The organism is Alteraurantiacibacter lauratis, from assembly GCF_037154155.1.
Taxonomy (GTDB): Bacteria; Pseudomonadota; Alphaproteobacteria; order Sphingomonadales; family Sphingomonadaceae; genus Alteraurantiacibacter; species Alteraurantiacibacter lauratis.
On sequence record NZ_JBANRN010000012.1, the window covers coordinates 67,449 to 93,728 of the forward strand.

Here is a 26,280-nt window from a genome sequence, read left to right on the forward strand (position 1 = left end):
AAAAACCTTGCGCCATGTTACAGCATTACATACATCGGCGCGGATGCTCGGAACACTCTTTCCCCGGATTCGCGATCAGGTGCAGACCTTCGTGCAAGACCGCCTCGACCGGGTGGGCGTGTTGCTGTCGTGCTTGTGCGTGGTGCATTGTGTGCTGGGACTTGTGCTGGTAGCCGGTCTGGGAGCGGGGGCGACTTTCCTGCTCAATCCCGCAATTCACAAGGTCGGCCTGCTGTTGGCGACATTGGTGGCGGGGGTGGCGATCGGCATAGGTGCGGTGCGCCACCGGCGGCCCGGCCCCTTTGTCGTGGCGATGACCGGCCTTTCTTTCATGGGCGCTGCCGTGGCGGTGGGTCACGGCTATGAAGAAGCGGTGCTGACCGTGATTGGCGTGGTGCTGGTCGCCGCCGCGCATATCCTGAACTTGCGAAAAGCCTGACGCACGCTATCTCCCGCCCATCATGAGCGATGCGGCCATCCTTTCCATCACTGTCAACGGCGAACCCCGGCGCACCTCGGCGGCCACGATTGCCGATTTCGTGCGCGAGCTGGGGCTGAAGGTTGCCAAGGTCGCGGTGGAACATAACGGTGTGATCGCGCCGCGCTCCACGCTGGAGGACGCGCGGCTTGCCGATGGCGATGTGCTGGAAATCGTGCATTTCGTCGGCGGCGGCTGATCGCCCTTGTCCTGTCGCGCTGCTGCCGATACCGCCACTGCCATGACCGATTCTGCAACCGACACCTGGACCGTCGCCGGCCGCACGTTCACCAGTCGCCTGATCGTGGGCACGGGCAAATACAAGGATTTCGCGCAGAACGCGGCAGCCGTGGAAGCCAGCGGGGCCGAAATCGTCACCGTGGCGGTGCGCCGGGTAAACATATCCGATCCCACCCAGCCGGTGCTGATGGATTACATCGACCCGAAAAAGATCACCTACCTTCCCAACACCGCCGGATGTTTCACCGCCGACGATGCGATCCGCACATTGCGCCTGGCGCGTGAGGCGGGGGGCTGGGACCTGGTCAAGCTGGAAGTGCTGGGCGAGGCGCGCACGCTCTATCCCGATATGCGCGAAACGCTGAAGGCCTGCGAACTGTTGGCAAATGAAGGCTTCAAGCCGATGGTCTATTGCGTGGACGATCCCATCGCCGCCAAGCAGCTGGAAGATGCGGGCGCGGTGGCGATCATGCCGCTGGGCGCGCCGATTGGCAGCGGTCTTGGCATCCAGAACAAGGTGACGATCCGCCTGATCGTGGAAGGCGCGAAAGTGCCCGTTCTGGTCGATGCGGGCGTCGGCACCGCATCCGAAGCGGCGGTGGCGATGGAGCTGGGTTGCGACGGCGTGCTGATGAACACCGCGATTGCCGAGGCGCAGGATCCGGTGCGTATGGCCCGCGCCATGCGCCACGCGGTGATTGCCGGGCGCGAGGCCTATCTGGCGGGCCGGATGAAGACGCGCAAATATGCCGATCCGTCGAGCCCTCTTGCCGGATTGATCTGAATCCGCGCTTCTGCGGACCGCCCGATTCAGACGGGCGGCGGCGTAAACCGGCCCTTAACCATGATCGCGCATGATAGCCTTTGCAACCCGCAGGAGGCCGCTCATGGCTCGTTCGCAGACAACGTCGCCCAGCATTTGCGAAATGCGCGAATTTGCCGGTTTTACACCGAGTGAACAGCGCTTTATCACCCGCGCGCTCGATGTGTTCATGGGCCGGGGCGATGCGTTTCGCGACTGGGCGGGCGAGTCCGGCGGCAGCGCGGCGATCCGCACACAATACATCGCCTACCGCGAATTGCGCAGCCTGGGCACCGCTATACCGGCCGAAGGGGCGATCGATACGACGCTGGGCAATTTCATGGGCGCGCTGGTGAAAATCACCGCGCAGGACCTGGCGCAGGAGCAGATCGAAAGCTTTTCCGCCTACCGTTTCCTCTACGAACGAATGCTGGGTGCGGGCGTGCGTCCGTTCCTGCCCGCAGCCTTTTGCGGCGCGGCGGCCTTGCCGCAAATCCAGCCGGGTCGCCGCAAAATGCTGCTCCAGTCGCTGAGCGAGGCGGCGGCCACCGCGCCTGCATGGTCGGACAGGCAACCCGCCTTCTTCCCCGAACGCATCACCGACGATGCCGCCTGACCGCGATCAGCGGGGCAGGATGGCAAGGATGGCGCGGGCAATCTCGCGCTCGCCCATTACCACATGGCTGGCGCCCGCCTGTTCCAGATGGGCAACTTCGGCGTCCGAATGGGCGCGGGCAATGATGGTGATCGCGGGATTCAGTTCGCGGGCCAATTGCGCCACCGCCCCGCCTTCGAAGCCTTCCGGAATGGCAATGATCAGGCTGCGGGCCTCGGCAATGCCTGCACTTTGCAGCACCGATCCATCCGCGGCGTTGCCGTGAATCACCACGCGGCCTGCCGCACGCGCGGCGCGGGCATTGTCACCTTCGTCCTCGATCACGACGATCTCGCCCTTGTGCTGTTCGGCGATGCGGCTGCCGACCCGGCCATGGCCGACCAGGATAGTGTGGCCCGGCTTGGGTTCAACGGCGGGTGCGATTTCCTTCACCGCCTCGCTGAGCCGCGCGGAACCTTTCCGCCCGGCGACCGCGCTGAAAATGAAGGGGTTGATCAGGATCGACAGGATCGCGCCCGCCAGAATCAGGTCGCGTCCTTCGCTGGGAAGGATGTTCAGCTGTGTGCCCAGACCGGCAAGAATGAACGAAAACTCCCCGATCTGCGCCAGGCTGGCGGCAATGGTCAAAGCGGTGGTGTTGTCATGCCCGAAGGCGCGCACGATGCCCCAGGCCGCAATCGATTTGCCCACCACGATGATCAGCACGGTCAGCAGCACGGGCAGCGGCTGTTCCATCACTGTATTGGGATCGAACAGCATCCCCACTGATACGAAGAACAGCACGGCGAAGGCATCGCGCAGCGGCAAGGTTTCCTCGGTCGCGCGGCGGCTGAGATGCGTCTCGCCAAGGATCATGCCGGCGAAAAAGGCGCCCAGCGCGAACGAGACATCGAAGATCAGCGCCGCGCCATAGGCCACGCCCAGCGCGATGGAGAGCACCGCCAGCCGGAACAACTCGCGCGAGCCGGTATGCGCTGTCCAATGCAGCGCAGCCGGGATCACCCGTTTGCCGATCACCAGCATCAGCGCGATGAAGGCGCCCACCTTGGCAACAGTAATCCCAAGCGTGGCGGCGACATTGGCCTGCGCGTCGGGATCGCCCGAAAACAGACCCGCGATTGTCGGCAGCAGCACCAGCGCCAACACCATGGCGAGGTCTTCCACGATCAGCCACCCAATCGCGATGCGCCCGCGCTGCGTCTCCACCAGATTGCGCGCCTGCATGGCGCGAAGCAGCACCACCGTGCTGGCGACGGACAGCGCAAGGCCAAACACCAGCCCCGCCGCCAGCGACCAGCCCAGCCACAGCGCCAGCGCCGTGCCCAGCGCGGTGGCAGTCGCAATCTGGATAATGGCGCCAGGCACAGCAATACGCCGGACCGAAAGCAGATCACGCAGCGAGAAATGCAGCCCCACGCCGAACATCAGCAGAATGACGCCAATTTCGGCCAGTTCGTTGGCCAGTGCGGCATTGGCAACATATCCGGGGGTGAACGGCCCCACCAGCACGCCAGCAAACAGGTAACCCGCCACCGGGGATACGCGCAGGCGGTGCGCGATCGCGCCCATGATGAAGGCGGCGACAAGCCCTGCGACAATGGTTCCGATCAGCGGTGTGTGATGGGGCATCGATCCTCGTCTGGCTGGACTGGCTGTCCTGCCAATATGGAACGAATTATGCCCGTGTCATCCGCTCATGGTGCGGCCAGGGTCAATATAATGCGTCGAGTCGTTGCTGATAGACCGCGCGGATGGGATTGCGGCGGATCTTCATGGTTGGGGTCATCTGCCCGTTGTCCACGCTGAACGGCTCGTCCGCCACGATAAAGCGACGCACCTTCTCGATCACGCTGAGTTCCTGGTTGGTGCGGTCAACTGCGGCCTTCAAGGCTTTCACGAAAGCCGGGTTTTCGCGCAAGGTGGCCATGTCGGCGCTTTCGGCCCCGTTATCCCTGGCCCATTGTTTCATCCAATCGGCATCGGGCACGATCAGCGCCACCATGTGCGGACGCTTGTCGCCGCTCACCATGGCCTGCGCGATTTCGGGCTGGAGGGTGAGCATCCCTTCCAGCTTTTGCGGGGCGATATTGTCGCCCTTGTCGTTGACGATGATGTCCTTCTTGCGGTCAGTAATGACGATGCGACCCTTGGCGTCGATATGGCCGATATCGCCGGTATGCAGCCAATCGTCGGCGAGCGCAGCGGCGGTGGCTTCGGGGTTTTTCCAATAACCTTTCATCACCAGTTCGCCGCGCACCAGGATTTCGCCATCGTCGGCAATCTTCACCGTGACCCCGCGCAGAGGGGGGCCGACCGTGTGCAGAGCGATACCGGCGCCGGGATAATTGCACGAGACGACCGGCGCGCTTTCGGTCTGGCCATAACCTTGCAGCATGGTCAGGCCCATGGCCTGGAAAAAACCGCCGACTTCGGGGTTGAGCGGCGCACCGCCCGATACCAGTGCCTTGATTCGCCCGCCAAAGCGCGCGCGCACCTTGGGCCGGATTGTCGCGCCCAGCAGCGCGCTCACCGGTGCGTCCTTCCATGACGGACGACCCGCAATCTGCCGTTCGCCCAGATGAATCGCGCGGGTCAGCAGGAACTTGGCCGCCGCGCCCTGTTTCTCCACGCCCTTGATGATCTTTTCACGCAGGATTTCGAACAGCCGCGGCACCACGATCATGAAAGTGGGCTGCGCCTCCTCCAGATTGCTCGACAGCTTGTCGAGGCCCTCGGAAAACCAGATATCCGCGCCGAGACCCAGCGGAAGATACAGGCCGGCAGTGTGCTCCAGCGCATGACTAAGGGGCAGAAACGAAAGGAAGCGCTCCTCCCCCCAGCCAAAATCCTCCGCCAGCACATGGCCCGCTGCATCGACATTGTGGAGGATGGCGCCGTGATGCAGCATCACCCCGCGCGGGCTGCCGCTGGTGCCGCTGGTGTAGATGATGCAGGCGATATCGTCGCGTGTGACACTGGCGAGCCGCGCCTCGACCGCGCCGCGCGCGGCCACCCCATCGCCTTCCATCAGCGCAGGCATCTGGTGGATGGCGAAACTGCCGCTTTGCGAGGTGGCGATGGGGTCGATCGCCAGCAAATGTTCGGCTTGCCCCGATCGGAGCATGGCGGCGATCAGCGGCTTCGACAGCTTTTCGGTGGAAACGATCACCATCCGCGCGCCGCTGTCATCGAGGATGTGGCAATGGTCGCCTTCGGTATTGGTGGTGTAGGCAGGCGTGGTGATGCCGCCCGCCGCCATGATGGCAAGGTCGGCCAGCGCCCATTCGGGCCGGTTTTCCGAAACCAGCATCACGCGGTCGCCGGGCCTCAGGCCCAGCTTCACGAGATTTTCGGCCAGCACACAGACGCGCCGCGCGGCTTCGGCATAGCTGATCGACTGCCATGTGCCGCCTGTCTTGGCGGTCAGGAACGGCTTGTCGCCCTGTTCGTCGGCGCGCTGGAGGAACAGGCCCACCAGACTTTTGGCATTCTCGATGTCCTGCAACTGCACCCTGGCGAACTCCCGTAAGACCGCCGGATATTTCCGGTCCTGTGTTTCGGAGAGGAAACTAGGGGGGGGAAACGCTTAGGGCAAGGTTCCCGAAAGGATCAGGGATGCACGGCCGCGCCTTCGCTGCGCGGATCGGCCGCGCCCTGCCAAGTGCCGCCGGCAAATTGCGCGGCATTGGCCTTGAACGGCAGGCGGCGCGTCTGGATGGTGTGACCCAGCGCCTCCAATTCGGCGCGGAAGGCCAGCAAGGGTGAATCCTCCTCCACCACAATATCCGAACCCGGCGCGTAGAGGCCCGGCAGGCCGATCGCCTGTTCCACCGGCATGCCCCAGTCGAGCACGCCGATCAGCGCTTTCGCCACCTGCACCGGGATCGTTGCCCCCCCTGCCGCGCCGATGGCCAGCACCAGCGTGCCATCGGGGCCATAGACCAGCGTCGGCGCCATCGAGCTGCGGGGTCGCTTGCCGCCTTCCACGCGGTTGACCACGGCGATGCCATCGCGCGCCGGGATCAGGCTGAAATCGGTGAGTTCGTTGTTGAGGTAGAAGCCGCCATACATCAGGCCCGATCCGAACGGCCCTTCGATCGTGGAGGTATAGGATACCGCCGTGCCCCATTGGTCCACCGCGACGAAATGGCTCGTGCCGTTTTCTTCAGGGCCGAACCCGTCCGCCGCAATCGCGCGGGTGCCGGGCGGGGTGCCTGCCGCCACGCTGTCCATCCGCGCGGTGGCCGAAATCATCGCGCCGCGTTCGGCCAGGTAATTGCCGTCCATCAGGCCTGCCATCGGCACCGACACGAAATCGCTGTCCGCCAGATACCGCTCACGATCGGCATAAGCGAGGCGCTGGCTTTCCGCGAACAGGTGCCAGCTGATCGGCGAATCCGGCCCCAGCGCGGCGAGATCGAAACGCTCCAACTGTTTGAGCACGGCAAACACCGTGGTCGCGCCGGATGATGGCGGGCCCATGCCGCAGATGCGGTATTGCCGGTACGTGCCGCAGGGGCTTTCGCGCCACACGGCGGAGTAACTGGCGAAATCGGCCGGCGTCACGGCGGCATCGTGCGGCGTGGCCTTGGCCATCACCGCCGCCATGCCATCGGCCATCGGCCCTTCGTAGAAGGCGCGCGGCCCGGCGGCGGCAAGCTGTGTCAGCGTGTCGGCCAATTCGGGCATCACAACCCGCGCACCCACCGGCAAGGGTTCGCCCGCTGCGTCATAGAACAGCGCGCGCCCCTCGGCCGTGAAGGCGGCGCGGTTTCGCGCAGACACGAGGAATTCGCGGAAGCGGGGGGTAATCTCCCACCCGTCGCGGGCCAGGGCGATGGCAGGCTGGAACAGCGCTGCCCATTCAAGCGCACCGTAACGGCCGTGCGCCTCTGCTGCGAGAGCAATATTGCCCGGAACCCCCACCGAAAGTCCGCTCATCACGGCTTCCATGAAGGGGCGGGGCGCGCCTTCGGCGGTCAGAAACCATTCGGGTGTGGCGGCGGCAGGCGCGGTTTCGCGCCCGTCGAGCGTGATGACCTGTCCATCAGGAGTGCCGCGCACATAGAAGCCGCCCCCGCCAATGCCGCTGCTTTGCGGTTCCACCACGGTAAGCGCCAGCATGGTCGCAATTGCCGCATCGGTGGAGGTGCCCCCCATCCGCAACATCGCCGCCCCCGCTTCTGCCGCGCGCGGATCGGCGGCGCTGACTACGCCGGCAAAGGGCGCAGTGGTGGCTGTTTGCAACGCAGGTTCGGCGGTCGCGGCGCAGGCGGACAGCGCGAGCGGGGCGAACAAAAGGGCCAGTTGGCGGACGAAGCGCATCGGAAAACCGCTATTCAGTGCCGACGGCGTCGGCAATGCTGCCATAACCGTATTGACTCAAGCGTTGTTGCAGCCCTTGGCAGATCTGGCGGGCAATGCCCGGCCCGGCATAGATCATCGCGGAATAGAGCTGAACCAGCGATGCGCCCGCGCGGATTCGGGCAAAGGCATCCTCCGCCGTGGCGATGCCGCCCACGCCCACCAGCGGAAGCGCGCCGCCGGTCGCGCGGCGAAAATCGCGCAGGCGCTCAAGCGCGGCATCCTTCAGCGGTGCGCCCGACAAGCCGCCCGCCTCGCCGGCATGGGCCGAACGCAGCGGCGGGCGCGCAATCGTGGTGTTGGAAACGATCAGCGCGGTCAGCCCCTTGTCGAGCGCGATGCGGGAAATCGCATCGACATCGGCGGGTTCGAGATCGGGCGCGACCTTCAGGAAGACCGGCACGCCCGCGTCCCCGCGCGCTTCCATCACCGCGTCGATCAGTTCGGTCAGCGCGCCTTCGTCCTGCAATGCGCGCAGGCCCGGCGTATTGGGGCTGGAGATATTGACCGCGAGATAATCGGCCAGCGGGGCCATCAGGCGCGTCATATGCGCGTAATCGGCGATGCGGTCGGCGCTGTCCTTGTTGGCGCCGATATTGATGCCGACAACGCCGCGCCGTTCGCGCGCGGCGAGACGCGCTGCCGCCTCGTCCCCGCCGTGATTGTTGAATCCCATGCGGTTGATGACCGCCTCGTCCTCCACCAGGCGAAAGAGGCGGGGCTTGGGATTACCCTCTTGCGGACGCGGCGTGATCGATCCGACTTCGGCAAAGCCAAACCCCAGCGCCAGCAGCGCATCGGGCACTTCGCCATCCTTGTCGAACCCGGCCGCCATGCCAACCGGATTGGGGAAGCGCAGTCCCGCAACAGTCGTCGCCAGCGGCCCCATGGCCGGGGAAGCGGGCGCATCGGGCGCCCAAAGCTTGAGCGCGGCAACGGTGAGGCGGTGCGCGCGTTCGGCGTCGAGTGCGAAAATGGCCGGGCGGATGAGGCGGTACAGCATGGCGACCCTATGGCAAAGACGCGGGGCCGTGTCGATTCGCGCGATCGGCTGATCGCGGCACACTGGTTGCCGCCGAAATCATCCGAAATGGCGCAATCAGGCCGATTTTGCGCCCCGCCTGTCGCTTTCATACAAGTGGTGGCGCAACCATTCTGCTAGTTTGCGCCTGCGACCCGAAGGGCTCGCCGCGACAACGCGACGGGTTCTCGACTATCAGGGCGGCCAATCTTGCACATGGTGCAAGGCGGGCCGCCCCTTTTTTTGCCGCTTACATGCTAACGACTCGCAACAGGCATTCGGGCGTTGAAAGCGCGGATTCGCATCACTAGGTGAAATCGGAACGAATCAGTCCGATTAGGCGGGCTGATGAAGCGGTGGAGCCTTATGCGTCTGTCCAGCATGGCCGATTATGCCGTGGTAACCATGTGTGCCGCCGCGCGCCATTGCGGTTCGCTGGGGGCGGCGGGGTCGCGCATTTCCGCCGCGGATCTGGCGGCTGAAACCGCATTGCCGCTGCCCACGGTGCAGAAGCTGGTGACGATCCTATCGAAGGCGGGCCTTATCAAGGGCCAGCGCGGCGCGGGTGGAGGCATCCAGCTGGCGCGCCCGGCGGCCGCAATCACGCTGGCCGACATTATCGAGGCGGTCGAAGGCCCCATTGCGCTGACGGCTTGCGTGGATGCGGGCAAGCAGGACTGTGCGCTGGAAGGCACCTGCAATGTGCGCCCGCACTGGCCGGTCGTAAACGATGCGCTGCGCGGCGCGCTGGCGCAGGTGAAATTGTCTGAACTGGCCCGCCAGAAGGAAGAGGCCGCAGCATGAGCGAGAATATGCAGACTCAAGAGGTGCCGGAAGCCGAAGTCCCGGAAGCCGAAGTTCAGGACCAAGCCGCGCGCGAAGCTGCGGCCAAGGTGGCCGAATACGAGCACGGATGGTCAGCCGACATCGAAACCGATTTCGCGCCCAAGGGCCTGACCGAGGACACGGTCCGCTTCATCTCCGCCAAGAAGGGGGAGCCGGAATGGATGCTCGACTGGCGGCTGAAGGCCTTCCGCCACTGGCTGACCATGGAGGAGCCGAACTGGGCGAAGCTGGGCTATCCGAAAATCGATTACCAGGACGCCTATTACTACGCCGCGCCAAAGAAGAAGGCGGAGCTGGCCAGCCTTGACGAGCTCGACCCGGAGATCAAGGCGGTCTACGACAAGCTGGGCATTCCGCTGGCCGAACAGGAAGTGCTCGCCGGGGTGACCGGCGCGCGCAAGGTGGCGGTGGACGCGGTGTTTGACAGCGTCAGCGTGGCAACCACCTTCCGGAAAGAGCTGGAAGCCGCCGGCGTGATCTTCCGCAGCATCAGCGAGGCGATCAAGGAATATCCTGATCTCGTGAAGAAGTGGCTGGGCCGCGTGGTGCCGATGCACGACAACTACTTTGCGACGCTCAACTGCGCGGTCTTTTCGGATGGCACCTTCGTCTACATCCCCGAAGGCGTGCGCTGCCCGATGGAGCTGTCGACCTATTTCCGCATCAATGCCGAAAATACGGGCCAGTTCGAACGCACGTTGATCGTGGCGGAAAAGGGTTCGTACGTCAGCTATCTGGAAGGCTGCACCGCGCCGATGCGCGACGAGAATCAGCTGCATGCCGCTGTGGTGGAACTGGTCGCGCTGGAAGATGCGGAGATCAAATATTCGACCGTGCAGAACTGGTATCCGGGCGATGCCGAGGGCAAGGGCGGCATCTACAATTTCGTCACCAAGCGCGGGCTGTGCCAGGGCGCGCGCAGCAAGATTTCGTGGACGCAGGTGGAGACCGGTTCTGCGGTGACGTGGAAATACCCAAGCTGCGTGCTCAATGGCGAGGACAGCGTGGGCGAATTCTACTCGGTCGCGGTCACCAACAATTACCAGCAGGCCGATACCGGCACCAAGATGATCCACAACGGCAAGGGCAGCCGCAGCACGATCATTTCCAAGGGCATTTCGGCGGGCAAGTCGAACAACACCTATCGCGGGCTGGTGCGCGTGGGCGCCAATGCCGACAATGTCCGCAACTTTACCCAGTGCGACAGCCTGCTGCTGGGCGATCAATGCGGCGCGCATACCGTGCCCTATATCGAGGTGAAGAACCCCACCGCGCAGATCGAGCACGAGGCGACCACCAGCAAGATTTCGGACGACCAGCTGTTCTACGCGATGCAGCGCGGCCTGGGCGCGGAGGAAGCCGTGGCGCTGATCGTCAACGGCTTCGCCAAGGACGTGCTGAAAGAGCTGCCGATGGAGTTTGCGGTCGAGGCGCAGAAGCTGCTGGCCATCTCGCTTGAGGGGAGCGTGGGGTGATGACTGAACGCAAAACCCTCAAGCTCCCCACCCCAGGGGAGGACACCCCCGCCGAAGCCCCCGCGCTCAAGAAGAAGGGCCGCGGGTGGGAGATTTCGGAGAGCCGCCTCGACGTGCTGCACGAGCAGGCGCGCGAACTGCGGCGCCATTCGACCCCGGCGCACAAGGCGCTGGCGGCGAAGTTCACCGCCGCCGATCTTGGCCCTTACAGCTTCAAGCGGCACGCCGTGGTCGGCAGCGCGATTGTCGATTTCAACTGCCACAATCTCGGCCTTGCCATCGCGATTGACGAGGAGGGGCAGAACGAAGTGCTCGCCACCCGCCGCGACAAGAGCATGGAGGCGGTCGGCATCAAGCTGCTGCGCATTCCCGCCGCCGACATCCTCACCGATATCGATGCCGTGCTTGCCAATCTGACGCAGGTGATGCGGACGCGCATTGCCGACAAGCAAAAGGCCCGCCGCGCGCATAGCGACCAGATGCGCGCCGGGCGCAGCGCTGGCCGCGCACCCACCCGGAACAGGACATAAGCAATGCTGGTAATCGACAACCTCCACGCCGAAATTGACGGGAAGAAGATCCTCAACGGCCTCACCCTCACCGTGAATGCGGGCGAGGTGCACGCGATCATGGGCCCCAACGGCGCGGGCAAATCGACGCTCGCCTATGTGCTGGGCGGGCGCCCCGGCTACGAGGTGACCGGCGGCAGCGTGACCTTTAACGGGCAGGATCTGCTGGCGATGGAACCGCACGAACGCGCGGCGGCGGGGTTCTTCCTCGGCTTCCAATATCCGGTCGAAATCCCCGGCGTGTCCAATGTGCAATTCCTGCGCGAAGCGCTCAATTCCCAGCGCAAGAGCCGCGGTGAGGAACCGCTGAGCGGCGGCGATTTCCTCAAGCTGGCGCGCGAGAAGGCGGGCCTGCTCAAGATGGACATGGAAATGCTCAAGCGGCCGGTGAATGTCGGCTTTTCGGGCGGCGAGAAGAAGCGCAACGAAATGGTGCAGATGGGCATTCTTGATCCCCGCTTCGCCGTGCTCGACGAGACCGACAGCGGCCTCGACATCGATGCGCTGCGGATCGTGGGCGAAGGGATCAACGCGATCATGCGCAAGCCTGAAAAGGCCGTGCTGCTGATTACGCATTACCAGCGCCTGCTCGACTATGTCCGGCCCGACCATGTGCATGTGCTCGCCAAGGGCCGCATCGTCAAAAGCGGCGGGCCGGAACTGGCGTTGGAGCTGGAAAGCGAAGGCTACGAGGCGGTGGCGGCATGACTGTCGCTACCCTTCCCACCACCAAGGCCGAGGAATGGCGTTACGCCGATATTCCCGCACTCGCCCGGCTGGCCCCGGACGCGCTGGAACAGTGGCGCGCGATTGCCGTGCCTGCGGGCGAGAGTCTTGCTGATACGCTGGTGCTCGCCAGCGGCGCGCCCGAAATGCACCGCCTGCGCGTGACGCTGGGCGAAGGGGCACGCGCGGAACTGTTCGCGGTGGTCGCGGGCGGCGATTACGCACGGCTCGATATTGACGTGACGCTGGGCCGGGGTGCGCATTTCGAATTTGGCGGGGTCACCATTGGCGGCGGGGATGCGGTGCGCGAAATCGTCACCCGCCTGCGCCATGCGCAGCCCGAAGCGACGAGCAACCAGGTTGTGCGCGCCGTGCATTGGGGCAAGGCGACGGGCAATTTCCTCGGCCGCGTGGATGTCGCCCGCCATGCGCAGAAGACCGATGCAGCGCAGGATTTCAAGGGCCTGCTGCTCGAACGCGGGGCCGCCGCCAATGCCCGCCCTGAACTGGAAATCTACGCCGACGATGTGAAATGCGCGCATGGCGCGGCGATCGGCCAGATGGACGAGATGGCGCGTTTCTACATGGCCAGCCGGGGGATCGCGCCCGATGCGGCGCGCGCGCTGCTGGTGCGTGCCTTCATCGCCGATGCCTTTGCCGCTGCCGAGCCGCAGGCGGGCGAGGCGCTGCTCGAACAGGCGCTGGCCGCATTGCAGGGGGCGGCGCTGTGACCGTGCTCACCCGCCTTGCCACGGATCATCGCGCCGATTTCCCCGGCCTGGTCACCCCCACGGGCAAGCCGTGGCATTACCTCGACACCGCCGCCACCGCGCAGAAGCCGCAGGCGGTGATCGACGCGGTCACTGCGGCGCTGGGCAAGGACTACGCCACCGTGCATCGCGGCGTCTATTCGCGCAGCGCCGAGATGACGCTGGCTTACGAAGCCGCGCGCCGCCGCGTGGCGGCCTTCATCGGCGGGGCGGAGGACGAGGTGGTGTTCACCCGCGGCGCGACCGAGGCGATCAATCTGGTTGCGGCGACATGGGGCGAGGCGAATGTGGGCGCGGGCGACCGTATCCTGCTTTCGCAGTTGGAGCACCATTCGAACATCGTGCCGTGGCAGATGCTGGCGCAGCGCAAGGGCGCGCATATCGATGTCTGCCCGCTTACTGATGATGGCCGGATCGACCTTGATGCCGCCGCCGCCCTGCTGACGCCTGCGCATAAATTGGTGGCGCTGGCGCATGTCTCCAACGTGCTCGGCGGCGTGCTCGACATCGCGCGCGCCGCAGAGTTGGCGCATGGCGTGGGGGCCAAGCTGCTGGTCGATGGTTGTCAGGCGGTGGCGCGCATCGGCGTCGATGTCGCGGCGCTGGATTGCGATTTCTACGCGTTCAGCGCGCACAAGCTTTACGGGCCCACCGGCATCGGCGCGCTGTGGGCCAAGGCGGAGATACTGGCCGACATGCCTCCCTATCAGGGCGGGGGGGCGATGATCGACAAGGTCAGCTTCGCGGGCACGACCTATGCTCCCGCACCCCAGCGGTTCGAGGCGGGCACGCCCGCGATTGTGGAGGCGGTGGGCTTTGCCGCGGCCTGCGATTATGTCGATGCCATTGGCCTTTCCGCGATCCACGCGCATGAAAGCGCGCTGGTGGCTGAGTTGCGCGACGCTTTGGGCGCGATGAACGATGTGACGCTGTTCGGGCCCGCTGACAGCGCCGGGATCGTCAGCTTCCTGCTTGATCGCGTGCACCCGCATGATCTTGGCACCATTCTGGATGAGGAGGATGTGGCGATCCGCGCCGGGCACCACTGCGCACAGCCGCTGATGGAGCATCTGGGCGTGCCCGCCACCGCGCGCGCCAGTTTCGGCCTTTACAGTTCGCAAGAGGACATCGCCGCGCTTGTTCGCGGCATTGAACGCACCAGAAGGATCTTTGGCTGATGGACGAGCATCAGGAGAACGCGCAGCTCACCCCGCCGCCTGCGGAAGTGGTCGACACCGTGGAGAAGCCCCCGCGCGCGAAGGTAGAAGATGCGGTGGTCGAAACCGCCAGCGAAAAGCTGGAGCGCAAGCGCGACTATCTCGAAGGCTTCCTGGCGGCCAAGCCTGCCGGGCTTGCTCCGGGCGAGCCGGGCGGCGACCTTTACGAAGCGGTGATTGCCGCGCTGAAGGATATTTACGACCCCGAAATACCTGTGAACATTTATGACCTTGGCCTGATCTACGGGGTCGATGTCACCCCCGATGCCGATGTGGCGATCACCATGACGCTCACCACCCCGCATTGCCCGGTTGCCGAAACCATGCCGGGCGAGATCGAGCTGCGGATCGGCGCCATCCCCGGCGTGCGCGATGCCGAGGTGAACATCACCTGGGACCCGCCGTGGGACGCCTCGAAAATGAGCGATGAGGCGCGGCTTGAACTGGGGATGCTCTAGATGACCGAGACCAAATCCCGCGCGCGGCCTGCCGCTGTCATCCTCACCCCAGCTGCCGAACAGCGCGTGGCCGATCTGATGGCGCGCGCGCCGGAAGGGGCGATCGGCGTGAAGCTGTCCACCCCGCGCCGAGGCTGTTCGGGCCTTGCCTATTCGGTCGACTATGTCACCGCCGAAACCCCGTTTGACGAGAAGATCGAAACGCCCGGCGGCACCTTTTACATCGACGCCGCCAGCGTGCTTTACCTTGTGGGCAGCACGATGGATTGGCGCGAAGATGATTTCACCGCCGGTTTCGTGTTCGACAATCCCAATGCCAAGGGCGCGTGCGGCTGCGGCGAGAGTTTCATGGTTTGAAACCTTGACGCTGATCGAGCTGTCCACGCATCTGTCGCTTCCCCCGGCCGAGGTGTTTGCACGGGTGAAGCGCCCTGCCGTGCTGGAAGCGGTATCTGCGCCGCTTCTGCGCTTTACGCCTCGCAGGTGTGCCTTTCCGCCGGAATGGGAGCCTGGCGAATACCAGATGGGCGTGAAGCTCTTTGGCCTCATCCCGCTCGACGACCAGATCGTGGGGATCGAGCAACTGCCCTGCGATCCTTCGGCGGGCCGCTATGCCCTGCGCGACAATGGCCGGGCCTGTGCGCGCGATGGCGGACCGGGCGGGCTTATCCGGCGCTGGGATCACACGATGCTGGTGGAGCCGGAAGGCAAAGGCAGTCGCTATACCGACCGGGTAGATGTGGAAGCGGGCGCGCTCACCTTTGCCGCCGCAGGTTTCGCGCGGTTGCTGTATACGCACCGGCAAAGGCGGTGGCGCGCGCTTCTTGCTGCGGGCAAGCTTTAGGCTTCGCCCGTCTCTTCCGCGAGAAAGGCCAGCAGCGCCCGATCATAGGCGTCCACCTCGCCGTTGGCGGCCATCATCGCGTCGAGCCAATCGCGCTCCACGGCCGTGAACTCGGCCGCTTCGGCCACCTGCGCGGCGCGGCTGGGCAGCGCATCGGTCTTGCGCCCGAAAATGACGCCAAAGGCACTGGGCGCCGCCTTGGCCATCGCTCCCATGAACCGGCCCACCTGCGGGCGGTTGTCGGCCACGAAGGCTTCCAGTTCCAGCATCCGCTCGCGGCTGACATGGGCTGATGCGCTGGCATAGCCCAGCAGGTAATTGCCCACGCCCTGCACGAACAGGCGCTCGAATTCGGGTGCGTTGGCCTGGTGCAGTGTCGCATCCTTCAGGCGGAACAGCATTTCGGCTTCGCTACGGCTCACGGCGGCGGGCCGGTCGCTGGCGCTGCCGAAGATCACGCGGCGGATCAGGCGGGCCTCGGCCTCGGTCACATGGGTGGCGGACAACTCGCCGCCGCAACGCAAGGGGCCGGTGCCGGTGAGCACTTCGGCCTCGACCACGCCGAGCACGTAGTGCTTGAGGCTATGCGGCACGCCAAGGCCGCCTTCGATAATCTGCACCAGCAGTTCCAGCTCGGTCAGCGAGGAGACGCGCCCGTCGGCGCTGACCATCGCGATCAGCCATGCGGCCTCCTCCGCGCTCGCATAGCCGCACGGCGGGGTGCCGTTCAGCACGAAGTTGCGCAGCGCCTCGACAAAGAAGTCACTCCACGCGGGCGAGGGATCGGCGATGGCGGCATTGGCGGCAAGGATCGCCTCAGCCTCCGCCCGGCAGATGCGGCCATCGGCCCAGCCGGCGGCGCGTAGGGCCTGCACTTCGGCATCGCCAATGGTGCCATCGCTGGCGGCGGTGCGGGCAAGATCGGCAAAATGCATGGTCATGGGCGGAGTATGCTTTTCCTGTGAGGCGGATGACACCTTGTCGCAGGACAAGCTTAAATTGGGGTTACCCCCTTTCTTCCCCGCGCCCCTCGCCCGTGCCGGCGCGCCGTAGCGCCTGCATGCAGGCAAGCAGATCGACCTGTGCCCCGTCGCTTGCCCGGCGCGCTTCGAGCCATGTCGCCACCGGATCCGCGCCGGGACGCAAGGGGTAGAGATAGATGTCGAGCACACAGGCTGGGCCTGAGAATTGCAGCTTGCGCATATCGCCTTCGGCCACGTCCAGCCGCGGCGTGCCGAACTGGCGGATCAGGCTGGGCGCGTGTTCGCGCACCACCCCGTCAAGTCCAGGGCCGCGCATGATTTCCGGCTGGCGGAACCCGTCGACCGGCGGGGGCAAGGGCACGGTGGGCGGCACCGAAGCCGATGGCGGAGGCACTTGCGGGCGCACTGGCGGGGGCACACCCCCACCCGCCGGCGGGGCGGGCGTGGTCGCGCAGGCGGCAAGGGCCAGCGTGGCGGCGATGGTCGCCAGAAAGCGCAGCGTTCCGCTCATCTCATGTGCCGTCCCGGCGGTGCACCAGATGCGTCGCCGCTGCCGCGCCGAGCACGGGGGCAAGGAAATTGGCGAAGGGCACCAGCATCAGCGCAGCCACCGCGCCGCCCAGCAGAAAGCGCTGCGTGCCGGAAACCGGGCAATCTGCGTCCGCTGTATGGCAATGCCGCAGCCAGACCATGTCCTGCAATTCGCGCCCCAGCAGCGCCGCATTGACCACCCAGAACACCAGCGCCGGGCCAATCCCGGTGAACAGCAGCAGCAAGGCCAGCGGCACGGCGGCAAGGTTGAACAGCACCGCCCGCAACCCTGCCCGCAGCCCTGCCTTCGTCTCCTGCGCGGTGGTGAGCGACCGCGCCGCGCTGGCCGCGTGCGGGTAATGCCGCGCCTCCACCGCATGCACCACTTCGGCGGCGAAGAACTGGATCACCAGCATCGCCACCACGCGCCATACCAGCCACAAGCCGCCCAGCGCCAGCAGCGCCGAGGCCAGCGCGCGCAGATCGTCCGCCCCGGCAAACAGCGCTTCGCCCAATCCCAAAGCTTGCAGAACCCGGTCGAACACAAACCATCCCGCCGCTGCCAAAGCGAGGAACAGCGCGCACGTCACCGCGACACTCTTGCCCAGCACGCGCAACACTGCCGGATCGGAAAGCTGGCGCAGCGCCAGCAGCAAGGCGGAGAAAATGCCCGTCATTGCCAAATGCGATTGCTTTTGCGCGCCCCGGTGTCAATTGCAGCTGCACAAATGTCTCACCTGATGATCGACGGGAATTCGCATGACCGCACCACGCTATGATGTAATCGCCATCGGCAATGCCATTGTCGACGTAGTGGCCTCCTGTTCGGACGAGCTGATCGAGGAGCTGGGCCTGAACAAGGGCGGCATGACGCTGGTGGACGAGGATCAGGCGCGCGACCTGTACGATGCGATGGGCCCGGCGCGGGAGATTTCGGGCGGTTCCGCCGCCAATACGCTGGCGGGCTTGTCGGCGCTGGGCGCGCAATGCGCCTTTGTGGGGCAGGTGGCGGATGACCAGCTGGGCACCGTGTTCGCGCACGATATCCGCGCGGTCGGCATTGATTTCGACACTCCTGCAAGGCCGGGCCAGCCTTCCACCGCGCGCTGCCTTATCTTCGTGACGCCCGATGGCCAGCGCACGATGAACACATTCCTGGGCGCGAGCCAGTTCCTGCCCGCCGCCGCTTTGGACGAGGAAGCCATCGGGGGTGCCGGTATCCTCTATCTCGAAGGCTATTTGTGGGACCCGGAAGAACCGCGCGCCGCGATGCGCCGGGCGATCGAAAGCGCAAAGGCGGCGGGGCGCAAGGTCGCCTTCACCCTGTCCGACGGGTTCGTGATCGCCCGCCACGGCGACGATTTCCGCACGCTGATTGCCGATCGCCTGATCGACATCCTGTTTGCCAACGAAGCCGAACTCGCAGCCTTGACAGGCGCGGATGATTTCGAAGCGGGCCTTGCGCGGCTTGCCCCGCAAGTGCCGGTGCTGGTCGTCACCCGCAGCGAAAAGGGCGCGGTGGCCGTGGCGCAGGGCGAGCGGGCTGCGGTTGCCGCCGAACCGGTCGATCACGTGGTCGATACCACCGGCGCAGGCGATCTGTTCGCCGCCGGTTTCCTCTATGGCCATGTAAAGGGCGAACCGCTCGCCATGTGCCTGCGTCGGGGGGCTATCGCAGCGGCCGAAATCATCAGCCATTACGGCGCACGGCCCGAAGCTGATCTGGCCGAATTGATGCGGCAAAAACTGGGGCAAAGCTGACGAAGTTGACACCGTGACGGCGGGCATTTCGCCAAAATAACCTCGTCAAATCAGCCTGTTGGGCCAATTTTGCGAAGTTGACACTTGCGAGAAGCAAAACACGCCTGTGCTGTGCAGTATGATCGACATTGGAAAGAGCCGCGCCGAGAGTGAATGCGGGCGGGGCGTGTAGGAAAGCGGCGGTTTCAGCCCCGCGCCTTTGCCCGCGCCAATTCCCTGTGGCCGATGTCGCGGCGGCAGAATCCGCTGGCAAAATCGATCCTGTCGACTGCCGCGTAAGCCTTTTCGCGGGCCTCTGCGATTGTTGCGCCGCGCGCGGTGACATTGAGCACGCGGCCGCCATTGGCGCGCAATGTGCCGTCCTCCTCGTCCCGCACGGTGCCAGCGTGGAACACGATCGCGCCTTCCGCCTCGGCGTCTTTCAGATCGATCAGCCCGCCCTTTTCCGGCGTTGCGGGATAGCCCTTTGCCGCCATCACCACGGTCAGCGCGGTGTCGTGCGAAAAGCGCGGACGCTCCATGCTGCCAAGCGCTTGCGTGGCGCAGGCGAGCAGATATTCGGCAAGGTCTTCTTCCAGCCGCATCATCAGCACCTGGCATTCCGGATCGCCAAAGCGGCAGTTGTATTCAACCAGTTTCGGGCCTTCCTCGGTCAGCATCAGCCCGGCATAGAGCACGCCGCAATAGGGCGTGCCGTCGGCGGCCAATTGCTGCACCGTGGGCGTCAGGATGCGGCTGAAAACCTCCGCGCGGATGTCGGGGGTGATGATCGGGGCGGGGCTGTAGGCGCCCATGCCGCCGGTATTGGGGCCGGTGTCGCCATCGCCCACGCGCTTGTGATCCTGCGCCGTGCCAAAGGGCAGGATGGTGGCGCCATCGGTCAGCGCGAAGAAGCTTGCCTCCTCGCCGGCCATGAATTCCTCGATCACCACTTCCGCGCCCGCATCACCGAACGCGCCGCCGAACATATCGGCCAGCGCTGCCTCGGCATCGGTCAGCGATTCGGCAATCACCACGCCCTTGCCTGCGGCCAGCCCATCGGCCTTCAGCACATAGGGCGGCTTGAAACCGTCCAGCGCGGCTTTGGCCTGTTCGAGCGAAGTGGTGCGGACATATCCGGCGGTGGGGATATTGGCGCGCGCGCACAGATCCTTGGTAAAGCCCTTGCTGCCTTCAAGCTGGGCGGCGGCCTTTGACGGGCCGAACACCGCGAAGCCTTCGGCGCGCAGGGAATCGGCCAGGCCATCCACCAGCGGCGCTTCGGGGCCGATCACGACCAGGCCGATATGCTCCTGCTCGCAAAAGGCCAGCACCAAATCGTGATCGGTTACATCCATGTCGAAACAGTCGGCATGGGCCGCGATCCCCGGATTTCCGGGACAGGCGAAGAGTTTTCCGCCATCTTCGGTGATCGCGCGGGATTGCGCCAGCTTCCAGGCCAGCGCATGTTCGCGTCCGCCCGATCCCAGCAAGAGGATATTCATGCCCAGTTCCGATCCGATTTCCGAATTTGCAGGTGAGGGGCTGGTAGCCAAGAGTGCGCCTGGGGACAATTCGGTTCCCCTGTCCATCACCGCAATTTCTGCCGCGCTGAAACGCGTGGTGGAGGACCGGTTCGGCTTTGTCCGTCTGCGCGGCGAATTGTCGGGCGTAAAGCGCGCGGCATCGGGCCACCTCTATTGCAGCCTGAAGGATGAAGGCGCGGTGCTCGACGCCGTGATGTGGAAGGGGCAGGCCGCGCGTCTCGCCTTTGTTCCCGAAGACGGTGTGGAAGTGGTGGTGACGGGCAAGATCACGACCTTCGCCGGCCGCTCCAAATACCAGATCGTGATGGACAGCATGGAGATCGCGGGCGAAGGCGCGCTGCTGGCCCTGCTGGAAAAGACCCGCGCCAGGTTGGCGGCAGAGGGCCTGTTCGATGAACGCCGCAAGCGGCCGCTGCCTTTCCTCCCGCGCACCATCGGCGTCGTCACATCCCCCACCGGCGCGGTGATCCGCGATATTTTGCACCGGCTGGCGGATCGCTTTCCCAGCCATGTGCTCGTCTGGCCGGTTCTGGTGCAGGGGCAGGGTGCGGCGGGCCAAGTGGCGGCGGCAGTGCGCGGCTTTGGCGCGATGCCTTTGGACAAGCGGCCTGATTTGCTGATCGTGGCGCGCGGGGGCGGATCGATCGAGGATCTGTGGGCCTTCAACGAGGAGGAGGTGGTGCGCGCCGTCGCCGCAAGCCCGATCCCCGTGATCAGCGCGGTGGGGCACGAGACCGACACGACGTTGTGCGATTTCGCCGCCGATCGGCGCGCGCCCACGCCCACCGCGGCGGCGGAAATGGCGGTGCCGGTGCGCGCCGATCTCGCCACGGCCTTGGCCGAACTGGGTCTGCGCCAGCGCAAGAGCGCGCTCAGGCCCGTGGCGCTGGGGCGCGAGCGGCTGGAGGCGCGCAGCCAGCGCCTGCCCCGGCCCGAATATCTGTTGCAAGCTGCCAGCCAGCGGCTCGATCTGGCGGGCGATGGCTTGCGCCGCGCGCTTCAGGGGCGGGCCTCTGCCGGGCGCGAACGGCTGGCAAAGCTGCGGCTGACGCCTGCGATCCTGCAACGGGCCTTGCGCGACGGGGAAAGGCGGCTGGATGCGGTGCGCCTTTCGCCTGCTCTGGTGCAGCGCCCGCTGGCCGAGCGGCAGGCGAGGCTTGCCGCGCTGGCCCGGCTGGCGCAGCAATTGCACCCCGAACGCCCGCTCGCACGCGGTTATGCGATGGTGCTCGATGCAAGCGGCCACGCGGTCACCAGCCGCGCTTCAGCCAGCAGTCAGGCGCACTTGGCTATACGCTTTGCTGATGGCGAATTGTCCGTTGTTCCCGCCGGGGCCAAACGCCCCGCCGCCCCGCGCAAGCCCCGCGATGGCGATCCGGCCAGCGGGCAAGAGGAATTGTTTTGACCCGCCCCGCTTGATAAGGCCACACCCATGTTGATGTCCGCTTCCGACCAGCCCGCCACCCTGATCTATGGCCCCAACGGCTTTCGCGTGATCCGCCACGGCCAGTATGTGGTCTGCGCGGTGAGCGGAGAGAAGATCGCGCTTGACGAGCTGCGCTACTGGAGCGTGGAACGGCAGGAGCCCTACGCCAGCGCGGAGATTTCGACGCGCCGCGCGCTCGAAGGCGAATGAAGCGCCCCTTGAAACTGGCCGCGCTGGCGGCCGTGGCGGCAACGGGCGGCAGTTTTGCCTTGTTTTCCGCCGACAGCAGCGCGCAGTCCGCCGTGCAGGCAAGTGCGGTGCCCGCCTTCACCTATGCGGGCGAATTGACGCAAGGCGGCTGGATCCGCGGGCAGGCCCCTGCGGGCGCGGTTGCAGCGCGGCTGGGCGATCAGGCGCTGGTGCTTGACGCGCAGGGCCATTTCTTCGCCGGGTTTGATCGCGATGCAGGCGGGCAGGTGGAACTGGTGGCCGACATGCCCGATGGCAGTCATGTGGTCGCCCCCCTCACCCTTGCCCCGCGCAACTGGCAGATCGAACACGTCAATGTCGCCCGCAGCCCCGGCGGGGCGAGCGAGGCCTTCATGCAGCGCCGCCTGCCCGAACTGGCGCGCATCAACGCCGCGCGCGAAGTGAACGCAGTGTCCGATGGCTGGCGGCAGCAATTCATCTGGCCGGTGCGAGGGCGCATTTCGGGCCGTTTCGGCTCGCAGCGCGTCTATCGCGGGGAGCCGGGCGCCTACCATTCGGGCATCGACATTGCGGGCGGCGACGGCACCACCTTTGTCGCCCCGGCGGACGGTGTGGTGGTGCTGGCCACCGATACGCCCTTCAGCCTGGAGGGCTATCTCCTCATCATCGATCACGGCAATGGCCTCAACAGCGCCTTCCTGCACAATTCGGCGATCCTTGTGCGCGAGGGCGAGACGGTGCGGCAGGGCCAGCCGATTGGCCGCATCGGCGCCAGCGGGCGCGCCACCGGCCCGCATCTTCATTGGGGTGTAAAATGGCGCGAGGCTCGGCTCGACCCCATTCTGCTGACCGGGCCGATGCCCTGAATCGTCGTGCAGCCCTTGTTCTGTTGACGCTTCTGCTGCTGGGGCCGATCTGGCTGCGCGGCGGGCCGGTGACCGCTCCGCCCGAAGATGTGACAGTGCGCGCGGTCGAAGTGGCTCTGCCTGCGCGGCAAGGCGACTTCACCCGTGCAGGGCTGTGGCAACTCGCCAGCCCCTCGATGGAGTTTGGCGGCTTTTCCGCGCTTCTGCCGCTGGGGGACGGGTTGCTGCGGCTGTTTTCCGACCGGGGCACGCGGCTGACTTTGGCGGTGGAGGATGGCGTGCTGCGCCATCCGGGCGACCGGCGCGTGTTTGCGCAGGTGTGGGATGTGGGCGATTTCGGCAATGTGCGGCGCGATATCGAATCGGCCACGCGCGATCCCGAAACCGGCGATTACTGGCTGGGGTTTGAAAACTTCAACGCCATTGTCCGCTATGATGTGGCGAGCAACCGGATCGCTGCGCGCCGCCCGCCCGAAATGCAGCCCTGGCCGGTGAATGGCGGGGCGGAGGCCTTGGTGCGCCTGAAGGACGGGCGCTTCATCGTGCTGCCTGAACATCGCGGTGACGGCTTGCTGTTCGCATCTGACCCCACGGCCGATGGCGCGGCGGCACGCTTCCGCTTCACCCTGCCCGATCCCTATTACGCCACCGCCATGGCGCAATTGCCCGACGGGCGCGTGCTGGTGCTGGCGCGTGGGCTTCGGCCCAGCCTGCCGCCGTTTACCGCGCGGCTCTATCTTGGCGATCCGGCGCGGATTACGCCGGGCGGGCGATGGCCGCTCGAAAGGCTGCTCGATCTCGACACGATCCTGCCGCGCGAGAATTACGAGGCGCTGGGTGTGCGTGCGCAGGATGATGGAACGGTGGAAATCTGGATTGCGTCGGACGACAACCAGGCCGCGCTGCAACGCACGCTGGTGGCGCGGCTGATCTGGCAGCCCGCGCAATAGGCGCACGAAAAAGGGCGCCGGGCCAATCCGCCGGGCGCCCTTTCCGAAAATGAAAACGCGGGCGCGCTTAGGCGGCGGCCATCGCCTTCTTCAGCTCGCGCTTCACCTTGAGCGCATTGGCCGACAGCTTCTCGTCATTGGTCTTGAGCAGCCAGTTGTCGAGACCGCCATTGTGCTCCACCGAACGCAGGCCGTGGGTCGACACGCGGAACTTGAAGCTGCGATCGAGCTTTTCCGAGATCAGCGTGACATTCTGCAGATTGGGCAGGAAGACGCGCTTGGTCTTGTTGTTGGCGTGGCTGACATTGTGGCCAACCTGGCGGCCCTTGCCGGTGAGTTCGCAAATGCGCGACATGACAAAACTCTCTCGTACAAAACGGTGAATCGGATGCGGCACGATGCCGGGAAAGGCGCGCGCATACAGAGCAGGGGCGCACCCGTCAAGCAAATGGCGCGCGGTTGCGCAGTCCGCGCGGGCGGTTTAGCGCTTGCGCCATGACCCGCTGGCCCCTTCCCCCGCCCATGGCAGAGGCGCTGCACCAAGCGCGGCTGGCCGCCGCTCTGGGCGAAGTGCCCGTGGGCGCGGTAGTGGTCAAGGACGGCGCAATTATCGGGCGCGGGCACAACCGCACGCGAATCGATGCCGATCCATCCGCCCATGCCGAGATTGTGGCCCTGCGCGCCGCCGCCGCTGCGCTTGGCAATGAACGGCTGACGGGGTGCGATCTGTTCGTCACGCTGGAACCCTGCGCCATGTGTGCGGGCGCCATTGCCCATGCGCGAATCGCCCGGCTGGTCTACGCCGCCAGCGATCCCAAGGGCGGCGCAGTGGAACAGGGCGCACGCGTGTTCGATCATCCGCAATGCCTGCACCGGCCCGAAGTGGTGGCGGGGCCGGGCGCGGCAGAGGCAAGCGAATTGCTGCGCGGCTTTTTCGAAGCGCGGCGCAGTTAGAGCCTTATAAACCGCGCCAGATCCGCACGCTGGCCGAATCGGGCGGGCCGAGCCGGCGCGCTGTGCAGGGGGCGGGGCGGAAATTGCGGCCCATGCACAGGCGCATTTCGCGCAGCCAGCCTTGCTCGTTCACCAGCAGGCCGATGCTGTCCGCGCTCCAGCCCGGATTGGCGCGGGCAAAGGCGGCGCGCACATCGCCCGCCGTCAGATTGCGCTGGCGCGAAAGCCGGTCGAAATCGGGCCATTGCAGATCGTCGTAAAGCAGGCGGGTGACGCGGAAATAGGTTTGCGGGGTGCCCACCATGCAAGCGCCGTGCTTTGCCCATTCATGCGCGAGCAGGCGGGCATCGGGCGTGGTGCAGAGCATCTGGCGCACGCTGGCCGGGTCAGGCTGGCGGTTGGTGGGGCACCATTGCGGCCAGCTTTCCCCGCGCCCATTGGGCCACAGGCCATGGACGATAAAGCCAAAGCGCCCGCTCTGCCCCGAACATTGCCGGGCGTGGGCGCGGCTGTTCTCGCGGCCCCGGCAGAACTGCGGGCTCCACGACAGGGCCAGCGTATAGCCGGTGACCGGCATCAGCCGTGCGGGGCCGTCGGGCGTGATCGCGGGGACGGATTGCGGCGCCGGTGGCAGGGTGCATTGATAGGCCTGCGCCCACGCCGGGGTGGGGGCGGCCAGGAGCAGGAGCGCCGCCAGCCGCTTCACAGCAGATCGAAATCGAGGCCGATATCTGCCGCGGGCGCGCTTTGCGTCAGCCGCCCGACCGAGATGAAATCGACGCCGCTCGCCGCCTTTTCGCCAATCGTGGCAAGCGTGATCCCGCCGCTGGCCTCGGTCTTGGCGCGGCCTGCCACAAGGGCGACCGCCTGCCGCAAGGTGGCGGCATCCATATTGTCGAGCAGCAGATGGCTCGCCCCCGCAACGATCGCGGGTTCGATCTGGTCGAGCCGGTCGACTTCGCAGATGATGTCGGCCACGCCCGCATCGCGCGCCCGGCGCACCGCCTCGCCCACCGATCCTGCCACAAGCACGTGGTTGTCCTTGATCATCGCCGCATCCCACAATCCCCTGCGGTGATTGGTGCCGCCGCCCATGCGCACGGCGTATTTCTCAAGGTGCCTGAGGCCCGGAATGGTCTTGCGCGTGTCGAGCAGGCGGGCGGAAGTTTCGCCCATCGCATTGACATAGGCGCGGGTCAGCGTGGCAATGCCGGACAGATGCTGCACGGTGTTCAATGCGCTTCGTTCGGCGGTCAGCAGGGCGCGGGCATTGCCCGACAGGCGCATGATATCGGTTCCGGCCTCCACCGCCTCGCCCTCTTTGGCGAGCAGTTCGATCTCCATTTCGGGATCAAGTGCGCGGAAGAAGGCGGCGGCAATCGGCAGGCCCGCGACCACGATGGCGTCGCGGCTGTCCATCACGCCCGAAAAGCGCGCATCGGCGGGGATCACGCTGGTCGCGGTCACATCCACCCCGCCGCCGGGCAGGCCCACGCCCAGATCCTCGTCCAGCGTCGCACGGACAAAGGCGGCAAGGTCAAAGCCGGGGAGGGAAAAGTCAGCCATGCCCGTCCTCTAGCCGCAAGCACGCGCCAGCCAAAGCGCAAACGCGCGCCCGCACGCGCCGTGCAGCCGAAGGCGGAGCGA

The 26,280-nt window shown here is 65.8% G+C and carries 30 protein-coding genes; 19 read left to right on the forward strand and 11 right to left on the reverse strand.

Annotated elements, in window-relative coordinates; translation table 11 throughout:
* Positions 1–43: 43 nt before the first annotated feature.
* The 4 genes from WFP39_RS11625 to WFP39_RS11640 all read left to right on the forward strand — a co-directional run bounded on the left by WFP39_RS11625 (position 44) and on the right by WFP39_RS11640 (position 2,136).
* Positions 44–439, forward strand: a complete 396-nt coding sequence (locus tag WFP39_RS11625) for a MerC domain-containing protein (protein WP_336919802.1) — start codon at positions 44–46, stop codon at positions 437–439.
* A gap of 22 nt (positions 440–461) precedes the next feature.
* The gene (thiS, locus tag WFP39_RS11630) at positions 462–677 is read left to right on the forward strand and encodes a sulfur carrier protein ThiS (protein ID WP_336919803.1); all 216 of its coding nucleotides are present in this window, start codon (positions 462–464) and stop codon (positions 675–677) included.
* 42 nt (positions 678–719) lie between these two features.
* Positions 720–1,502 (forward strand): thiazole synthase, encoded by a 783-nt coding sequence (locus tag WFP39_RS11635; RefSeq protein WP_336919804.1) that lies wholly within the window; start codon positions 720–722, stop codon positions 1,500–1,502.
* A gap of 103 nt (positions 1,503–1,605) precedes the next feature.
* Positions 1,606–2,136 (forward strand): hypothetical protein, encoded by a 531-nt coding sequence (locus WFP39_RS11640; protein WP_336919805.1) that lies wholly within the window; start codon positions 1,606–1,608, stop codon positions 2,134–2,136.
* A gap of 6 nt (positions 2,137–2,142) precedes the next feature.
* Here WFP39_RS11640 and WFP39_RS11645 read toward each other — a convergent pair whose 3' ends face one another.
* The 4 genes from WFP39_RS11645 to WFP39_RS11660 all read right to left on the reverse strand — a co-directional run bounded on the left by WFP39_RS11645 (position 2,143) and on the right by WFP39_RS11660 (position 8,503).
* Complete coding sequence (locus tag WFP39_RS11645; protein ID WP_336919807.1) at positions 2,143–3,765, reverse strand: cation:proton antiporter domain-containing protein; 1,623 nt, start codon at positions 3,763–3,765, stop codon at positions 2,143–2,145.
* A gap of 82 nt (positions 3,766–3,847) precedes the next feature.
* The gene (locus WFP39_RS11650) at positions 3,848–5,647 is read right to left on the reverse strand and encodes an AMP-dependent synthetase/ligase (RefSeq protein WP_336919809.1); all 1,800 of its coding nucleotides are present in this window, start codon (positions 5,645–5,647) and stop codon (positions 3,848–3,850) included.
* A 98-nt stretch (positions 5,648–5,745) separates the two neighbouring features.
* A complete protein-coding gene (ggt, locus tag WFP39_RS11655; RefSeq protein WP_336919811.1) occupies positions 5,746–7,461 on the reverse strand; it encodes a gamma-glutamyltransferase in 1,716 nt (571 codons plus the stop codon).
* Positions 7,462–7,471: 10 nt separating this feature from the next.
* On the reverse strand, positions 7,472–8,503 hold the full coding sequence (locus WFP39_RS11660; protein WP_336919812.1) for a quinone-dependent dihydroorotate dehydrogenase: 1,032 nt from the start codon (positions 8,501–8,503) through the stop codon (positions 7,472–7,474).
* Positions 8,504–8,887: 384 nt separating this feature from the next.
* Between WFP39_RS11660 and WFP39_RS11665 the strand changes: the two genes are divergently transcribed.
* From WFP39_RS11665 to WFP39_RS11705, 9 genes are read left to right on the forward strand one after another with little or no spacing between them, the layout of a single operon-like run.
* On the forward strand, positions 8,888–9,325 hold the full coding sequence (locus WFP39_RS11665) for an SUF system Fe-S cluster assembly regulator (protein WP_336919876.1): 438 nt from the start codon (positions 8,888–8,890) through the stop codon (positions 9,323–9,325).
* Positions 9,322–10,842 (forward strand): Fe-S cluster assembly protein SufB, encoded by a 1,521-nt coding sequence (gene sufB / locus WFP39_RS11670; RefSeq protein WP_377923269.1) that lies wholly within the window; start codon positions 9,322–9,324, stop codon positions 10,840–10,842. The genes WFP39_RS11665 and sufB overlap by 4 nt, the downstream gene beginning before the upstream one ends.
* The gene (locus WFP39_RS11675; protein ID WP_336919813.1) at positions 10,842–11,372 is read left to right on the forward strand and encodes an endonuclease domain-containing protein; all 531 of its coding nucleotides are present in this window, start codon (positions 10,842–10,844) and stop codon (positions 11,370–11,372) included. Before sufB ends, WFP39_RS11675 begins: the two co-directional genes overlap by 1 nt.
* Before the next feature lie 3 nt (positions 11,373–11,375).
* Positions 11,376–12,119, forward strand: a complete 744-nt coding sequence (gene sufC / locus WFP39_RS11680) for a Fe-S cluster assembly ATPase SufC (RefSeq protein WP_336919814.1) — start codon at positions 11,376–11,378, stop codon at positions 12,117–12,119.
* Positions 12,116–12,868, forward strand: a complete 753-nt coding sequence (locus WFP39_RS11685) for a SufD family Fe-S cluster assembly protein (RefSeq protein ID WP_336919816.1) — start codon at positions 12,116–12,118, stop codon at positions 12,866–12,868. Before sufC ends, WFP39_RS11685 begins: the two co-directional genes overlap by 4 nt.
* Positions 12,869–12,870: 2 nt before the next feature.
* Positions 12,871–14,085 (forward strand): aminotransferase class V-fold PLP-dependent enzyme, encoded by a 1,215-nt coding sequence (locus tag WFP39_RS11690; protein ID WP_377923271.1) that lies wholly within the window; start codon positions 12,871–12,873, stop codon positions 14,083–14,085.
* Positions 14,085–14,582 carry an SUF system Fe-S cluster assembly protein gene (locus tag WFP39_RS11695; RefSeq protein WP_336919819.1) on the forward strand — a complete coding sequence of 166 codons (498 nt, stop codon included), beginning with the start codon at positions 14,085–14,087 and terminating at the stop codon, positions 14,580–14,582. Before WFP39_RS11690 ends, WFP39_RS11695 begins: the two co-directional genes overlap by 1 nt.
* Entirely contained in the window at positions 14,583–14,939 is a 357-nt protein-coding gene (locus tag WFP39_RS11700) for a HesB/IscA family protein (RefSeq protein ID WP_336919821.1), read from the forward strand.
* 4 nt (positions 14,940–14,943) lie between these two features.
* A complete protein-coding gene (locus tag WFP39_RS11705; RefSeq protein WP_336919822.1) occupies positions 14,944–15,426 on the forward strand; it encodes a hypothetical protein in 483 nt (160 codons plus the stop codon).
* Here the strand turns inward: WFP39_RS11705 and WFP39_RS11710 are convergent.
* The 3 genes from WFP39_RS11710 to WFP39_RS11720 all read right to left on the reverse strand — a co-directional run bounded on the left by WFP39_RS11710 (position 15,423) and on the right by WFP39_RS11720 (position 17,617).
* On the reverse strand, positions 15,423–16,367 hold the full coding sequence (locus WFP39_RS11710; RefSeq protein WP_336919823.1) for a hypothetical protein: 945 nt from the start codon (positions 16,365–16,367) through the stop codon (positions 15,423–15,425). The two genes, WFP39_RS11705 and WFP39_RS11710, sit on opposite strands and share 4 nt — an antisense overlap.
* Positions 16,368–16,431: 64 nt before the next feature.
* Positions 16,432–16,920 (reverse strand): hypothetical protein, encoded by a 489-nt coding sequence (locus WFP39_RS11715; RefSeq protein WP_336919824.1) that lies wholly within the window; start codon positions 16,918–16,920, stop codon positions 16,432–16,434.
* 1 nt (position 16,921) lies between these two features.
* Positions 16,922–17,617 carry an EI24 domain-containing protein gene (locus WFP39_RS11720; RefSeq protein WP_336919825.1) on the reverse strand — a complete coding sequence of 232 codons (696 nt, stop codon included), beginning with the start codon at positions 17,615–17,617 and terminating at the stop codon, positions 16,922–16,924.
* Between the two features lie 82 nt (positions 17,618–17,699).
* Between WFP39_RS11720 and WFP39_RS11725 the strand changes: the two genes are divergently transcribed.
* Entirely contained in the window at positions 17,700–18,701 is a 1,002-nt protein-coding gene (locus WFP39_RS11725) for an adenosine kinase (protein WP_336919826.1), read from the forward strand.
* Positions 18,702–18,886: 185 nt separating this feature from the next.
* On the opposite strand, the gene purD is transcribed toward WFP39_RS11725, so the two are convergent.
* Positions 18,887–20,185 carry a phosphoribosylamine--glycine ligase gene (purD, locus tag WFP39_RS11730; RefSeq protein WP_336919827.1) on the reverse strand — a complete coding sequence of 433 codons (1,299 nt, stop codon included), beginning with the start codon at positions 20,183–20,185 and terminating at the stop codon, positions 18,887–18,889.
* Between purD and xseA the strand changes: the two genes are divergently transcribed.
* The 4 genes from xseA to WFP39_RS11750 are packed head-to-tail and all read left to right on the forward strand — an operon-like array spanning position 20,184 to position 23,679.
* Entirely contained in the window at positions 20,184–21,632 is a 1,449-nt protein-coding gene (gene xseA, locus WFP39_RS11735; RefSeq protein WP_336919828.1) for an exodeoxyribonuclease VII large subunit, read from the forward strand. The two genes, purD and xseA, sit on opposite strands and share 2 nt — an antisense overlap.
* A gap of 27 nt (positions 21,633–21,659) precedes the next feature.
* On the forward strand, positions 21,660–21,863 hold the full coding sequence (locus WFP39_RS11740; RefSeq protein ID WP_336919830.1) for a DUF2093 domain-containing protein: 204 nt from the start codon (positions 21,660–21,662) through the stop codon (positions 21,861–21,863).
* On the forward strand, positions 21,860–22,729 hold the full coding sequence (locus WFP39_RS11745) for a M23 family metallopeptidase (RefSeq protein ID WP_336919831.1): 870 nt from the start codon (positions 21,860–21,862) through the stop codon (positions 22,727–22,729). The genes WFP39_RS11740 and WFP39_RS11745 overlap by 4 nt, the downstream gene beginning before the upstream one ends.
* A gap of 23 nt (positions 22,730–22,752) precedes the next feature.
* Positions 22,753–23,679 carry an esterase-like activity of phytase family protein gene (locus WFP39_RS11750; protein ID WP_336919832.1) on the forward strand — a complete coding sequence of 309 codons (927 nt, stop codon included), beginning with the start codon at positions 22,753–22,755 and terminating at the stop codon, positions 23,677–23,679.
* Positions 23,680–23,746: 67 nt separating this feature from the next.
* On the opposite strand, the gene rpmB is transcribed toward WFP39_RS11750, so the two are convergent.
* Complete coding sequence (gene rpmB, locus WFP39_RS11755; RefSeq protein WP_336919834.1) at positions 23,747–24,034, reverse strand: 50S ribosomal protein L28; 288 nt, start codon at positions 24,032–24,034, stop codon at positions 23,747–23,749.
* Between the two features lie 140 nt (positions 24,035–24,174).
* Between rpmB and WFP39_RS11760 the strand changes: the two genes are divergently transcribed.
* Positions 24,175–24,633: a nucleoside deaminase gene (locus tag WFP39_RS11760; protein ID WP_336919835.1), complete on the forward strand. Its 459-nt coding sequence runs from the start codon at positions 24,175–24,177 to the stop codon at positions 24,631–24,633.
* 4 nt (positions 24,634–24,637) lie between these two features.
* Here the strand turns inward: WFP39_RS11760 and WFP39_RS11765 are convergent, their stop codons facing one another.
* Positions 24,638–25,339, reverse strand: coding sequence for a ribonuclease T2 family protein (locus WFP39_RS11765; RefSeq protein WP_336919836.1), 702 nt, complete (start codon positions 25,337–25,339; stop codon positions 24,638–24,640).
* On the reverse strand, positions 25,336–26,199 hold the full coding sequence (gene nadC, locus WFP39_RS11770; protein WP_336919837.1) for a carboxylating nicotinate-nucleotide diphosphorylase: 864 nt from the start codon (positions 26,197–26,199) through the stop codon (positions 25,336–25,338). Before nadC ends, WFP39_RS11765 begins: the two co-directional genes overlap by 4 nt.
* Positions 26,200–26,280: the final 81 nt, after the last annotated feature.

Excerpts from the sequence above, each read along its gene's own strand:
- WFP39_RS11625 (WP_336919802.1), top strand. The coding sequence starts at position 44 with ATGCTCGGAACACTCTTTCCCCGGATTCGCGATCAGGTGCAGACCTTC.
- thiS (WP_336919803.1), top strand. The coding sequence starts at position 462 with ATGAGCGATGCGGCCATCCTTTCCATCACTGTCAACGGCGAACCCCGG.
- WFP39_RS11635 (WP_336919804.1), top strand. The coding sequence starts at position 720 with ATGACCGATTCTGCAACCGACACCTGGACCGTCGCCGGCCGCACGTTC.
- WFP39_RS11640 (WP_336919805.1), top strand. The coding sequence starts at position 1,606 with ATGGCTCGTTCGCAGACAACGTCGCCCAGCATTTGCGAAATGCGCGAA.
- WFP39_RS11645 (WP_336919807.1), bottom strand. The coding sequence starts at position 3,765 with ATGCCCCATCACACACCGCTGATCGGAACCATTGTCGCAGGGCTTGTC.
- ggt (WP_336919811.1), bottom strand. The coding sequence starts at position 7,461 with ATGCGCTTCGTCCGCCAACTGGCCCTTTTGTTCGCCCCGCTCGCGCTG.
- WFP39_RS11660 (WP_336919812.1), bottom strand. The coding sequence starts at position 8,503 with ATGCTGTACCGCCTCATCCGCCCGGCCATTTTCGCACTCGACGCCGAA.
- WFP39_RS11665 (WP_336919876.1), top strand. The coding sequence starts at position 8,888 with ATGCGTCTGTCCAGCATGGCCGATTATGCCGTGGTAACCATGTGTGCC.
- sufB (WP_377923269.1), top strand. The coding sequence starts at position 9,322 with ATGAGCGAGAATATGCAGACTCAAGAGGTGCCGGAAGCCGAAGTCCCG.
- WFP39_RS11675 (WP_336919813.1), top strand. The coding sequence starts at position 10,842 with ATGACTGAACGCAAAACCCTCAAGCTCCCCACCCCAGGGGAGGACACC.
- sufC (WP_336919814.1), top strand. The coding sequence starts at position 11,376 with ATGCTGGTAATCGACAACCTCCACGCCGAAATTGACGGGAAGAAGATC.
- WFP39_RS11685 (WP_336919816.1), top strand. The coding sequence starts at position 12,116 with ATGACTGTCGCTACCCTTCCCACCACCAAGGCCGAGGAATGGCGTTAC.
- WFP39_RS11695 (WP_336919819.1), top strand. The coding sequence starts at position 14,085 with ATGGACGAGCATCAGGAGAACGCGCAGCTCACCCCGCCGCCTGCGGAA.
- WFP39_RS11700 (WP_336919821.1), top strand. The coding sequence starts at position 14,583 with ATGACCGAGACCAAATCCCGCGCGCGGCCTGCCGCTGTCATCCTCACC.
- WFP39_RS11710 (WP_336919823.1), bottom strand. The coding sequence starts at position 16,367 with ATGACCATGCATTTTGCCGATCTTGCCCGCACCGCCGCCAGCGATGGC.
- WFP39_RS11715 (WP_336919824.1), bottom strand. The coding sequence starts at position 16,920 with ATGAGCGGAACGCTGCGCTTTCTGGCGACCATCGCCGCCACGCTGGCC.
- WFP39_RS11720 (WP_336919825.1), bottom strand. The coding sequence starts at position 17,617 with ATGACGGGCATTTTCTCCGCCTTGCTGCTGGCGCTGCGCCAGCTTTCC.
- WFP39_RS11725 (WP_336919826.1), top strand. The coding sequence starts at position 17,700 with ATGACCGCACCACGCTATGATGTAATCGCCATCGGCAATGCCATTGTC.
- xseA (WP_336919828.1), top strand. The coding sequence starts at position 20,184 with ATGCCCAGTTCCGATCCGATTTCCGAATTTGCAGGTGAGGGGCTGGTA.
- purD (WP_336919827.1), bottom strand. The coding sequence starts at position 20,185 with ATGAATATCCTCTTGCTGGGATCGGGCGGACGCGAACATGCGCTGGCC.
- WFP39_RS11740 (WP_336919830.1), top strand. The coding sequence starts at position 21,660 with ATGTTGATGTCCGCTTCCGACCAGCCCGCCACCCTGATCTATGGCCCC.
- WFP39_RS11745 (WP_336919831.1), top strand. The coding sequence starts at position 21,860 with ATGAAGCGCCCCTTGAAACTGGCCGCGCTGGCGGCCGTGGCGGCAACG.
- rpmB (WP_336919834.1), bottom strand. The coding sequence starts at position 24,034 with ATGTCGCGCATTTGCGAACTCACCGGCAAGGGCCGCCAGGTTGGCCAC.
- WFP39_RS11760 (WP_336919835.1), top strand. The coding sequence starts at position 24,175 with ATGACCCGCTGGCCCCTTCCCCCGCCCATGGCAGAGGCGCTGCACCAA.
- nadC (WP_336919837.1), bottom strand. The coding sequence starts at position 26,199 with ATGGCTGACTTTTCCCTCCCCGGCTTTGACCTTGCCGCCTTTGTCCGT.